Annotated in this window: 12 protein-coding genes, 1 tRNA gene and 1 riboswitch; of the genes, 3 read left to right on the top strand and 10 right to left on the bottom strand. The window is 65.3% G+C overall.

Annotated features, from left to right (window positions below; translation table 11 throughout):
* The first annotated feature begins 53 nt into the window (after positions 1-53).
* Positions 54-230, top strand: a riboswitch (cyclic di-AMP (ydaO/yuaA leader).
* 5 nt (positions 231-235) lie between these two features.
* Positions 236-946 carry a hypothetical protein gene (locus FYJ92_RS03035; protein ID WP_185262549.1) on the top strand — a complete coding sequence of 237 codons (711 nt, stop codon included), beginning with the start codon at positions 236-238 and terminating at the stop codon, positions 944-946.
* Between the two features lie 40 nt (positions 947-986).
* Here FYJ92_RS03035 and FYJ92_RS03030 read toward each other — a convergent pair whose 3' ends face one another.
* From FYJ92_RS03030 to FYJ92_RS03020, 3 genes are read right to left on the bottom strand one after another with little or no spacing between them, the layout of a single operon-like run.
* Positions 987-1,685 (bottom strand): HAD-IA family hydrolase, encoded by a 699-nt coding sequence (locus FYJ92_RS03030; protein ID WP_185262548.1) that lies wholly within the window; start codon positions 1,683-1,685, stop codon positions 987-989.
* A 37-nt stretch (positions 1,686-1,722) separates the two neighbouring features.
* Complete coding sequence (gene upp / locus FYJ92_RS03025; protein WP_185262547.1) at positions 1,723-2,373, bottom strand: uracil phosphoribosyltransferase; 651 nt, start codon at positions 2,371-2,373, stop codon at positions 1,723-1,725.
* Between the two features lie 42 nt (positions 2,374-2,415).
* Positions 2,416-3,108 carry a phosphatase PAP2 family protein gene (locus tag FYJ92_RS03020; RefSeq protein WP_185263643.1) on the bottom strand — a complete coding sequence of 231 codons (693 nt, stop codon included), beginning with the start codon at positions 3,106-3,108 and terminating at the stop codon, positions 2,416-2,418.
* 130 nt (positions 3,109-3,238) lie between these two features.
* On the opposite strand from FYJ92_RS03020, the gene tadA reads away from it, so the two are divergent.
* Positions 3,239-3,745: a tRNA adenosine(34) deaminase TadA gene (gene tadA, locus FYJ92_RS03015; protein ID WP_185262546.1), complete on the top strand. Its 507-nt coding sequence runs from the start codon at positions 3,239-3,241 to the stop codon at positions 3,743-3,745.
* Between the two features lie 75 nt (positions 3,746-3,820).
* On the opposite strand, the gene FYJ92_RS03010 is transcribed toward tadA, so the two are convergent.
* The 5 genes from FYJ92_RS03010 to FYJ92_RS02990 all read right to left on the bottom strand — a co-directional run bounded on the left by FYJ92_RS03010 (position 3,821) and on the right by FYJ92_RS02990 (position 9,638).
* Positions 3,821-5,089, bottom strand: coding sequence for a DNA glycosylase AlkZ-like family protein (locus FYJ92_RS03010; protein WP_185262545.1), 1,269 nt, complete (start codon positions 5,087-5,089; stop codon positions 3,821-3,823).
* Positions 5,090-5,092: 3 nt separating this feature from the next.
* Entirely contained in the window at positions 5,093-6,304 is a 1,212-nt protein-coding gene (locus tag FYJ92_RS03005; protein ID WP_185262544.1) for a glycosyltransferase, read from the bottom strand.
* 4 nt (positions 6,305-6,308) lie between these two features.
* Positions 6,309-6,704 carry a 6-carboxytetrahydropterin synthase gene (locus FYJ92_RS03000; RefSeq protein ID WP_185262543.1) on the bottom strand — a complete coding sequence of 132 codons (396 nt, stop codon included), beginning with the start codon at positions 6,702-6,704 and terminating at the stop codon, positions 6,309-6,311.
* Between the two features lie 3 nt (positions 6,705-6,707).
* Positions 6,708-7,769: a zinc-binding alcohol dehydrogenase gene (locus FYJ92_RS02995; protein WP_255482275.1), complete on the bottom strand. Its 1,062-nt coding sequence runs from the start codon at positions 7,767-7,769 to the stop codon at positions 6,708-6,710.
* Between the two features lie 408 nt (positions 7,770-8,177).
* Positions 8,178-9,638, bottom strand: coding sequence for an HNH endonuclease signature motif containing protein (locus FYJ92_RS02990; protein ID WP_185262542.1), 1,461 nt, complete (start codon positions 9,636-9,638; stop codon positions 8,178-8,180).
* 260 nt (positions 9,639-9,898) lie between these two features.
* Between FYJ92_RS02990 and FYJ92_RS02985 the strand changes: the two genes are divergently transcribed.
* A tRNA-Ser gene (locus FYJ92_RS02985) sits at positions 9,899-9,988 on the top strand.
* A gap of 216 nt (positions 9,989-10,204) precedes the next feature.
* On the opposite strand, the gene FYJ92_RS02980 is transcribed toward FYJ92_RS02985, so the two are convergent.
* Positions 10,205-10,984, bottom strand: a complete 780-nt coding sequence (locus tag FYJ92_RS02980; RefSeq protein ID WP_185262541.1) for a type 1 glutamine amidotransferase domain-containing protein — start codon at positions 10,982-10,984, stop codon at positions 10,205-10,207.
* Between the two features lie 105 nt (positions 10,985-11,089).
* Positions 11,090-11,431 (bottom strand): hypothetical protein, encoded by a 342-nt coding sequence (locus tag FYJ92_RS02975; RefSeq protein ID WP_185262540.1) that lies wholly within the window; start codon positions 11,429-11,431, stop codon positions 11,090-11,092.
* Between the last annotated feature and the right edge of the window lie 335 nt (positions 11,432-11,766).

The raw sequence follows: 11,766 nt of genomic DNA, 5'->3' as shown, positions 1-11,766 counted from the left end.
AAGCGTCCAGCTCCTGTACCGTAGAAAAGGTGCGGATCCCGATTGGGCCGCATATCCGGATGACGCCAAGCTCTGCCGCTTCCCGGATTCCGTTTTCAGAGGCAGAGGCGGGGGACCCACCGTCCCGGGCACCAAGAGCCCTTTGGGGTTAAGTCAACACGTGATTGTGCCGTGTGGCCGGATGCCCTCATCCGAACCCGACAGCTAACTCCGCAGGTGTGAGAGGCGATCCATCATGTCTGAATTCAAGGTAGAAACACGCCCGCAGGGCGACCCAAAGTCCGGCAGCCACCGCAAGCAGACCCGCGTCGGTGCAGCTATGTCCCCACTGTCCAAGGCGGCCCGGATTCCCTCCGTGGGCCAGCGCGTCGCCGTGTTTGCGACGGCCTGCGCCCTCCTGGTCGGCGTCAGCGCCGCAGCACACGCTTCCGAATCCGCGTCGCTTGCAGCCAGCGCGGACCAGTCCGCCGAAGAAGCCAGCGCCCAGTCGACGCTGAGCTTCGAAGCAGCCCAGATCCAGACCCCGGCCGAGCCGGAAGCTGCACCGGCCGAGATCAACGTAGCGCCCCAGGCTGCCGAACCCGCACCCGCCCCGGCACCGGCTCCCGAGCCTGTCCCGGCACCTGTTGTGGCCGTCAACGACCCCGCAGGAGCCCAAGCCTACGCCGCCGGACAACTGGCGACCTACGGCTGGTCCGCTGACCAGATGCAGTGCCTGCAGACGCTGTGGACCAAGGAATCCGACTGGACCACCACGGCCACCAACGCCAGCAGCGGCGCATACGGCATCGTCCAGTCGTTGCCCGCTGAGAAGATGGCGAGCGCCGGCGGGGACTACCTCACCAACTACCGCACGCAGATCAACTGGGGCCTGAACTACATCCAGGAGCGCTACCAGTCACCGTGCGGCGCCCTGAATTTCCACCTGTCGCACAACTGGTACTAGGCCGACTCGAGTCCCCCCGGGCCGGCGTTAAAGGCAGGCGTCAAAGCCGGAAAGAAATGATCTGCCGGCCCGCAGCGTCCGGTTCCACGGAGACTGTCACTGCACGGTAGTCCGGGATGTGGAGCACTCCTGCCGGCAATTCGCCCGTGTTGGGGCCCACGGCCACAGTCCGGATCCCCGCAGCAACACCGGCCGCGATTCCGGCGGGTGCATCCTCGAACACAAGGGCATCCGCCGGCTGCACGCCCAGCAGCCCGGCTGCCTTCACATACCCTTCCGGGTGCGGCTTGCCCCGTGTGACCAGTTCCGCCGTCACGACCGTGGCTGGCATGGCGAGTCCCGCGGCGTCCATGCGGATGTCTGCAAGGGTCCTGTCCGCTGAGGTCACCAGTGCCACGGCCTCGGCCGGGAGGCTTCGAAGCAACTCGGCAGCCCCAGGCAACGCGACGATACCGGAAGTCCGCACCCTTTCCATGGCGCCGAGTTCGGCAGTGAGCGCCACAACGTCGGCTCCGGCCGGTGCGAACCGGCGCATCGTATCCGCGGCCTGGATGCCGTGCGAAGTGCGCAGGATTTCGGCGATGTCCAGACCGTACCGGGCTGCGAATTCTCCCCATACCTCTTCTACCACTGCCGTGGAGTCCACCAGCGTGCCGTCCATATCGAAAAGGACGGCACGACAGGTCAGCGTTCGCGTGGCGGCAGGTGTTCGTGTGGCGGCAGGTGTGGGGATGTTCATGCTGCCTATTTTGCCTTACACGCCACGGGCTTAGGCGTCACGGCCCGGGATGTAAGCCGGCAATGCCGTACAGGCGGTCGCCGGCGTCGCCGAGCCCCGGAACAATGTAGGACTTCTCGTCGAGCCGTTCGTCGATGGACGCCAGCACGATAGTAACGTTCGCTTCGGCAAGCTCCTCTTCGAGCTTGGCCAGGCCTTCCGGCGCGGCCAGGAGGCAGATGCACGTGACGTCTGAGGCGCCACGCTTAAACAGGAACTTGATGGCTTCGCGCAGGGTTCCGCCGGTGGCAAGCATGGGATCCAGCACAAAGATCTGCCGGTCCGTCAGGTCTTCCGGGAGCCGCTCCGCGTAGGTGATGATGTCCAGAGTTTCCTCGTCGCGGGCCATGCCCAGGAAACCCACCTCAGCGGTGGGGACCAGTTTGGTCATGCCCTCGAGCATGCCGAGCCCGGCGCGCAGGATGGGAACCACCAGCGGCGTGGGCTTGGTGAAAGCGGTGCCCACGGTGGTGCTGACGGGCGTCTCAATTGTGACCGGCTGGGTGCGGACCTCGCGGGTGGCTTCGTAGGCCAGGAGGGTCACCAGCTCTTCCGTCAGCTGCCGGAAGACCGGCGACGGAGTGTTCTTGTCCCGCAGGACGGTGAGCTTATGGGCGACCAGCGGGTGGTCCACAACGAGAGTGCGCATGCGTCAAAACTATCACCCACGCGGGCAGCCTCCGGCCGGGAATCAGCTCGACGGATCATCCCGCAGGACGGGGTGTTCGAACGTCGGTGCCGGGCCCGCGTGCTCGCGTTTCCGCAGCACGTGGAACAGCCGGTGCGCCAGGATCACGATGCCCACCCAGGCAAGGCCCAGGAACCAGCCGGCCATCACATCCGTCAGCCAGTGGTGGCCCAGAAACACCCTGCTCAGGCCCATGGCGATGATGAAAATCACCCCGGCGCTGATGGCCGTGATGCGCGCCCACAGCATTTCGAACTGGAGGCACATGACGTACAGCACGACACCGATCACCACCGTCGTGTTGAGGGTGTGGCCGCTGGGAAAGGACGGTGAAGTCTCGTAAGGCGGGACCGCTTCGGAGTGGTCCGGGCGGGTACGGCCAACCAGGCGCTTGCCCACCGTGGTTGCCACTGTGGAGACAGCCGCGGCCCCGCCCACCAGGATGATCGGCCGCCAGGTCCGGCTCAGGAACGTCAGCCAGCCGGTCAGTAAGCTGGCCAGGATGGGCATGCCGATGCCCCCGCCGATGTTAGTAAAAGCGGTTACCCCGGCATCCAGTGCCGGGTTCCGCAGGCTCTGCGACAGCTCCAGCGCGGGCAGGTCCAACGAGGTCAATCCTGCGTCATCCACTACGTTGTCGTAGACCTCAGCACCCAGCAGTGCCAAGATGACCACCAGCACACCACCCACCAGCATGGTGAGCCACAAGGCGGCATACGGCTTGAACCATTGGCCTACACGGCCCCTGAATGTATCGCCGTCCACGAGTTCCTCCTGGCGTCGGTGGGTGTCAAGGATGGATATCTCTCGAAACTATCATTGAGCCATGGCCGCTGTAGGAAAGAACCACCTCGAATGGATGGGTCTTGCCCTCGACGAAGCCCGGCGCGCCCTGGCCACTGATGACGTGCCCATCGGCGCAGTGGTGATAGGGCCCGACGGCGCCGTGCTGGGTTCCGGACGGAACCAGCGGGAAGAGTTGGGAGACCCCACCGCCCACGCCGAGGTGATGGCCATCCGCCAGGCTGCGGGCAGGTTGCGTGCCTTGTCCAAGCTCGACGGCGGCACCGGGGATGGCTGGCGGCTGGCGGACTGCACACTGGTGGTGACCCTGGAACCGTGCGCCATGTGCGCCGGCGCGGTGGTGCTGGCCAGGATTCCTCGCGTGGTTTTCGGCGCCTGGGATGAGAAGGCCGGAGCGGCGGGCTCGGTGTTCGACGTCCTCCGCGAGCGCCGGCTCAACCACTGGGTTGAGGTGTACGGCGGCGTCCGGGAAAAGGAGTGCGGAGCGGTCCTCAGGGACTTTTTCGCAGCGCACCGCAGCAGGCTGTAGGGCGTCGGGGTGCCGCCCGGGTGGGCGGAAAACGTCCCGGCCGGTTGCACCTCTCTCACCCGACCTGCACGCGGCTCAGCCGGCGGCATCCAGGGCGTCGATCCTGTCCTGGCGCGAGGCCGGCGAGTCCAGGCTGAACGAGCGGAAGTCGCCCAGTTCGTCCCGGATCCAGGCCTCTACCTCGGCGATGCGCCGGGATACTGCGGGTGTGGCCCCGTCAAAGAGCCAATAGGCAATCCGTGATTTCCCGGGATCGTATTGCCACAGTCCGATGATCCGGCCGCGGTCGAAGATGGGGTGGTCCGGCAGATCAGCCTGCAACGCCAACGTGGACCCCAGGACCTGCTTTCCTTTGTCCTGCTCGGCAAAGAGATCCCCCGAGTTCCTGCGGAGCAGTACCAACGAGTCAGTGCCGGCCAGCAGCTGAATCTGTTCCTCGGCCGGCGCCTCGAACGACGCAAGCCGTCCGACGTCGTCGGGCAGCACCCACAGCACCTCGCCGTTGGCGGTGGGAATCTCCACCGCGCCGGTGGCGGCCAACGCCGCCTTGGTGTGTGCCAGGGTGAACCCGGTAAACCATTGCGACTGCTTGACCGTGGCACCGCCAGTCCAGCCGAGGTAGCGCTGCAACAGGAGGCTGCGCGCGGCGTCGCCGTCCATGGCGGTGCGCGGCAGACCCCACAGTGTGTAGCCGTAGCGCTGCTGATCCAGCCGTCCGTTGGCGGGTATGCGCCGGATCCGGCCCTCCGCTTGGAGGAGGCCCAGTGCCGTTGGCAACGTGGTGGCGGCGCCTTTCTTCTTGCCCTCCTCGCCGAGGTTCCGGACCGAATCGCCCAGCAGGTCCTTGAGCTGTTTGGGGTCCAGTGGGTTGCCAGCCTCGGCCAGGGCGTGGAGGATTTCCTCCTCCAGGAGCGTGATCTCGCCGCGCTCAACGCCCATTCTTGCCAGCACACGGAACGGCGCCACGGCGGCGTCCCGGCCGATCTGGAGGCCCCACGCGAAGTCATCCCGTCCCAGCACATAGGTGCAGCCTCGGGCGGTGGGCAGCTCATGGATTTTCAGCGACAGGACGTCGGCATCCGCCTGCGCGCGGCTGGTGCCGGCGCGGGCAAAGAGCGTGAGGTAGGGATTGGCTCCGCCGACGGAACGGGCCCAGCCGGCCCTGCCAAACACGTCGGCGGCGTCCGCGCCCAGCAGTGTGCCATCGAGGCCCTGCTTGTGCCAGGCCCATGCCCTGAGGAGCTCTGGAGTGAGCACCTGCGGATCCGGTGCATCGTGGCCTATTGCCGGTGGGATCACTGCCGGTGGGATCAAGACGGTGGCGGAGCTCGGGAGCGTGGTCATGGCTTATTGTCCACCGGCCGTGCCCGTGGCGACAGGCTTCCCTTCGGCAGCCACTACTTCAGCAGATCCACCGAGGATTTCCAGGACGTTCCGGGCCGTGGAGTCCCAGCCGGGCAGCTGTTCCCGTGCAGCGAGGGCCGCCGCACGCCAGGCGGCGCGGAGAGATTCGTCCATCAGCCACTGCCGGATCACGGAACCGAGCACGTCCGCACGGTGGTCTTCGCGTCCGCTGTCTACTGTTTCGACGAGTCCGACGGCGGCACCTGGCACCGCATATGTCCTGCCACCACGTTCGCCACTCAGCCCGCCACCACGCCCGCCCTCCGGTTTTCCCGCAAGTCTGCCGGTGATTCTCCCGGCGAGTCCCAACGCGTCCACGGCACCGGTTCCCTCCCGCACAATGACAGGGATGCCGTGGGCCAGCGATTCCGTCACCACAAGTCCAAAGGCTTCAGCCCGGGACACAAGAAGGCTCAGGTCCGTCTGGTTCCACTCGTCCGCCAGGGCCGTCCCGGCGAGCTGGCCGGTCACACGCACCCTGCCTTCCATTCCAGAGGAGGCAATGGCTGCCCGGACCTGTGCCGCATAGGCGGGGTCGGCGTCGTCCGTTCCTATCAGGGACGCTGTCCAGGCGAGGTCCTGGAGCCTGGCCAGCGCCGCCACGGTCAGCAGCTGGTCCTTGTTGGGCAGCAGCGCTGCCACCGCAACGATGTGCGGCGGGGCCGAACCCGGCGCCACCGGTGCGGGGTCCGTCCCGGGCAGGGCAACCCGGCTGGCTGGGAGCCCGTGCTTTTCCGACGCCGAGGCCGCGGCGGACGAACTCGTGCAGATCACTCCGGCAGCCGCCCGGAGCGCGCGCCCTTCGCTGTCGGGGTGGCTGGGCGAGGGCATGTGCTGCAGGACCCAGGCGTGTTGTCCGGCAGCCGCGGCGTACTCCAGTTCGTCGGGGGCGCCGCACGCAACCAGCCCGTCCACGAGGGTGACCGTTTCCGGAGTGACGTCCGTCTGCCGTGAGTCCACCTTTGGGTCCCAGGCGCCCAGCAGGCCGCCCAGCCGCCGCCGTTCCCTGGCGCTGGCCTCCGGCCAGCAACCCTCCACCGCCAGAGTCTCCACAGAAACGCCCAGCGTTCTCAGGCCTTGGGTGAGCCGCGCGTTGTAGACATTGCCGCCGGAGTTGTGGCGGATGTTGGCGGGGACCAAGAACCTGACGAGCATGGGATCAGGCGGACAGGTCGTATACGTAGGTTGCCCAGGCCTCCGGATTTTCGCGCAAGGTGACGTCGATTCCCGCGAGCCCGCGGCCCTCGTCATCATCCTTGAGCCTGGCTGCGACGGCGTGGGCGATGTACTCGGCAAGTGCCTCGGTGGTGCTGAGCCTGTCCACGAAGTCCGGATGTTCGTCCAGGTTTTTGTAGTTGAGGCCGGACAGCACGTCCTCGATTATGCCGCCCGCAGCCCCGATGTCCAGGACGATCGAGTCCTGGTTCAGCGCACGACGGCGGAACGTCACCTCCGCCACGAACGTCGCCCCGTGGAGGGCCTGGGCCGGGCCGAATACCTCCCGCGGGAGACTGTGGGCGATCATAAAGTGGCGTCGGACGGTCAGGCTGAACACTGGCTACTTCCTGTCTTTGGGGTTGGCTTCCGCGAGGCTGTCGTGCCCGGGGTTGTACGCTCCAAGGCTGTCAGCGTTGGGGTATTCGATTACATGGCACAGGGCTTGGAGGGTACCGTCGGCCAGGTTCTGGACTACTGCCGGGAGGTCCGTGAAGAGAGAGACGCCGGTGAGGAAAACATCGAAGACCGGGTCTTTGAGGAGCTCAACAGCCAGTTCCAGGCGCTCGGCCGTGGTCCGGCGGTGGCGCCGCGCACGGGCAACCACTCCCACCTGGCTGGCCCGGATGGAGAGCCTACGTGCATGAAAGTCCTCACCCAGCGGCAGCGTGACCTTGCGGTTGGCGTACCAGGACATCTCGATGATCTCCCCCTCATAGCCGGCCAGCTGCAGGCTGCGTTCGAGGCCTTCCTGGGACGCAGAGCAGTGGAATACAATGTCGCAGTCCGATTTGGCATCATCGGGGTGGGCGAACCCCACGCCAAGCTTGTCCGCCAGGTGCCTACGTTCCGGGTCAAGGTCCACCAGTTGGAGGCGTGCCAGCGGGAACGTGCGCAGGAGCGTGGCCACCATGCCGCCCACCAGACCGGCACCGACGACAGCGATCCTGTCCCCCAGCCTCGGTCCGGCTTCCCAGAGGGCATTGACGGCGGTTTCCACGGTGCCTGTGAGGACGGCCCGGCGGGCCGGGACGCCGTCGGGAATCCTGGTGAGGGCGTCTGTGGAAATGACGTAGCGGTCCTGATGTGGGTTGAGGCAGAAGACCTTCTGGCCCGCCCAGTCTTCGGGCCCCTCCTCCACAATGCCCACCGAAAGATACCCGAACTTCACGGGCGACGGGAAGGTGCCCTCTTGGTGCGGCGCGCGCATCTCCTCGGCCACGCGTGGTGGGACGGAGCCGGTGTGGACCACAATTTCCGTGCCCTTGCTGATGCCTGAATACAGCGTGCGGACCAAAGCTTCGCCGGGCCCGGGGGCGTGCAGAGCCTCGTTCCGGAGCTCGCCCCGTTTCGGCCCCGTAGTCCAGTACGCGGTTGCTTGTGCCTCTTTGCCTGAGTTAGTCATCTTGCTTATGAATCTAGTCCGCGGGGGCTCTCCGCGACACCCACTCCGTGCGAGATGACACTTGGAGCCTTGAAATCGGGGCCGTAGCTGTCCGTTCGCACTGTTGATGGGAGGCAGTCCTGTACTGCCCGCTCAGCCTTGCCCAGCCCTAACCCTGCCGGCGAGTTAGCCCTGCCACGGCCCTAACCCTGCATTCTCTTTGGGGTTGGTGGTCAGACGTTGCTGCGGGCAGTGAGGGAGAAGTCCCAGTTCGGTAGGGGTCTTCGGGCAGCGGACCGTCGGGAAGAGCCTCCGCGAACAGGGAGTGGTCGGGCGGTTCATTGTCGGGCAGCTGAAGGTCAGCACCATGAAGTTCGGGAAAGGGAACGCCCCCACGGGTTGGCCCGGAATTTCGTCTTCGGGCACTCCTCAATCTGCACGGGGCGCCAGCGCTGACCATTTTCCCGACTGTTGTTGTGGCCAGTGTGGTGGTTCCCAGTCGGGTTGTTCGCTGGTGTAGTGCCGTCCGGTGGGTGATGTCCAGCCGGGCGGGATATTTTTGGTGGCGCCAGTGGGTGTCCAGGTTGTGGTGTGGCGGAGTCTGTGGTGTTTGTGGCAGGGCTGGCCGAGATTGCTGATCCCGGTACTGCCTCCCTTAGCCCATGCCAGGATGTGGTCTGCTTCGTTGTCGAGGGAGTGGTTGCTGCAGCCGGGAAACGGGCACTTGCCATCGCGCAGTCTGAGCCATTGGCGTTGGGCTTTTGTGAGCCGGTAGCTGGTCCGCCCGATCTCCAGGGGTGCACCGTCCCGCGGGTCGGTCAGGACGCGGTGGAAGGACTCCGCACCGTCGGCGATCAGTTGGCGGGCCATGGACGGTGGGATGGGGCCGTATCCGTCGAGCATGGCCGGTTCATCCGTGAGGCCCAGCAGCGCGAGGACCGGGACCGTGATGAGGACCTGTGCCCGCGGCGACGGAACACCATCACCCACAGCGCTGCCACCGGTCTCATGGTCGCTCGTTGCGCCGGACACGCTGCCGCTGTTTTCCCTACCCTCATCACCGGTTCCGGCGGTGGTGTTGGTCAGGAGCCAGGTCGCGGCGGTGTCGGCGCGGAGCTGGCTGAGGGTGCGGTCCTCATGGGGGCCTTGGAGGGCCCGGGCTGCGGTGGTGGTACGGTCCCAGATCCCCGCGGCCTGATCGGCGGGGAGGTAGGCGGAGAGCCAGGCCATCCCGTCGCGGTCCGGGGCGTACTCCACCCGCCGGTCCTGGACACCACGTAGGTGGCGTTCTTCGATGCTGACCGGGTGATGGCGTTCCCGCCAGGTCCGGGCCTTGTGCCGGAACCGGCCGGGGATGAGCTCACCGACCGGGCCACGTGCCGGATTCACCGCGTGGGGGTCCAGGAAATGTGCCTCCAACGCCGCCGCGCCCGGCCTGTCGAGGTTGGTGGTTTCGTCGACCATGATCCTCGCGTGCTGCCACGAGATCGTCCCGGCCTGCAACGCGGACATCGTCAGCGGCAGGGACGTGGTCAGCGCGTGCGCCTCAGCGAGCAGAGCACCGGCACTGCGTTCACTGACCGTCAGCACGCACGCGACTTCAGCGACCACGGCCATCTCCTGGCCCCTGTGGTCCTGCGGCGACGCCGCAGGGCCCGCCAGGGCCTCGGCAGCGGCGGCGTACACGGCGGCCGCATGCACCTTCAGGGCAGCCAGCTTCGCCTCCCCGCAGGCGACGGCGGTCAAGGTCTTCAGGGCAATATCAGCTCTACGGCGAAGCGGATCAGCACACGGAGCGGAGCCTTCGGTAGCTTCACGGAGCACTGCAGCAAGCTCAGCGAAAGACGCCGAAAGGGCCTCCGCCGTCACCACAGCTGCTCTGCTATCCATACCCAAATCATCCCGCGAGGGTATGACAATAACCGCGAGGCTTAAGAGCTATGTGGATAACTCCGCGGCCTTCCGCGGCCCCTGACCGTGCAGCACTTCGAGGGCGCTGCATTGGAGGCCCTCAACTGTCCGTTCGAGCTGAAGAGTGGGGCTCAATTGCCCCTTCACACTGGAGCTCCGCTAAGTGTCCCTTCGCCATGAGGGGCTGAACATATGCCGTTTTGTGGATGGGCGGTATGCTCCGGTAACCTATTCAGGTTGGTGACGTGTCCGAGCGGCCGAAGGTGCAACACTCGAAATGTTGTTTGGTGTCAAAGCCAACGTGGGTTCAAATCCCACCGTCACCGCCAACTGGCAAGACCCTTGCTTCCCTTATAAACAAAGGGAGGCAGGGGTCTTGTTTTGCCTCAAACTTGGTACCTTGATTTGTTGAGGTTGCCGTAAGCCGTGGTGCGCGGAATCTGAAGCAGGTCGGCGATTGGACAGTACGGTCGCCGGCGCGTGTACGCCGGTTGAAGGCCGCTCCGTCGGCGGGGCGGCCTCCAAGTTTCAGTGCGCTGCGGGCGTTAGTGCTCGGTGCCTGCCGCAGCAGCCTTCTTGGCGCTCTTCTCGGCGTCTTTTTCGGCGCGCAGCGCCTCCGCCTCGTGCTGTTCCTCGGCTTTTTCCTGGTGGATGACCTCTGCCAGGAGCTTCTCCATCTCCTTGGCCACGCCAGCGGCTGAGGCCGGGTTCTGACCCGTCACAAGCCGGTCGTCAACCACTACCATTTCCTCAAAGACACCAGCGGAGACGTGGGTGGCACCCTGTTCCTCAAGCCGGTCGGCCAAAAAGAACGGGATGACCTTGTCCTTTCCTGCGGCAACTTCCTCGTCGTTGGTGAAAGCAGCGACCTTCCTGCCCTCGACCAGCCGAAAGCCGTTTGCCAACTCAACGTTCAGCAGTCCGGCCGGCCCGTGACAGACAGCGCCCACCACGCCGCCGGAATTGTAGACACCGGCTACAAGGTTCTGCAAGCCTTCGCTGTCCGGGAAGTCCCACATGGTGCCATGGCCTCCCACGAGGAAGATGGCGTCGTACTGGTCGGGATCAACGACGTCGACGCGGGCAGTGTTGTAGAGACCGGCGCGCGTGGTCTCGTCCTCCGTGAAGGCAACCTGGATGGAATCTTTTGGGTCCGCCTCGTCGCGCGGGGGCTGGCCGCCCTGGATGGACGCAAAATCGACGAAATGACCGGAATCCTTGAAGACTTTCCAAGGATGTGCAGCCTCGGCCACGTTGTACCCGGTCTTCTCTCCGGTATCGCCGATCTCGGAAACGCTGGTCAGTACCATGAGGATTTTCTTCATGAAGTGCTCCTTCCGTCTAACTTCCACCCTACGCCCAGCCCAATTTGTGCCCTCCCCGTCTTAGAAGGCAAGGACCTTTGCTGTACCCGACGGACAGTTCCCCAGCTAGAGCTTGTCCGTCCTGTCATCGCCCTTGTGCCCGCCGCGCAGGTTCTCCTGGACCTTGCCGAAGAGGTCCTTGATGGTGGATTCGGTATTGGTGAGCATGTCCGGCTGCAAATACACGTGCCGACTGCCGGGGAGGCTGTAGCTGGACTGCAGGCCGCCACTTCCTTCAACGCCCTGCAAAGCGATGGTCACGCTGCCTTCCTTGCGCGCGATGGCCGCGATTTTTCCGAACACCAGTGTGAATTCGTCCGGCTCAAAACTGACTGTCTGACCCACATGGGTCCTGTTGAGTTCGCTGGCCGGGGTGGCTTTCTCGTTGCCAGTTCCTGAGTAGTTCATCGTGTGCTCCCTGAGGTGGTTGGCGACTTACGCCAGCAGTCTAGTACCCGTCCCATGTCGCGGTACATGGCCCTACTGGATGCCTGCACAAACGGGAGCGGCAAGCGTGGTCACATCCTCCATTGAGCTGACCTGGGCCCCTCGGTTGGATGAATTGAACCGGCACGCCTGACCGGCACCCGATCATTAAGGAAGAACCGTGACTTCGACGACGAATCGCGCTATTCGGCGGCCGCAGACTCTTCCCGGTCAGCGACCGGGTCAGCGACTGCCTCGAACTCCTCTGGAGCCAGACGTGACCGATACGTGCCCCGACGACTGCCACTACTGCTCGG

It is taken from the genome of Pseudarthrobacter sp. NBSH8 (assembly GCF_014217545.1).
Lineage (GTDB): Bacteria > Actinomycetota > Actinomycetes > Actinomycetales > Micrococcaceae > Arthrobacter.
Note: the sequence above shows the minus strand (reverse complement) of the source record. Positions and strands in the feature narration are given on the sequence as shown.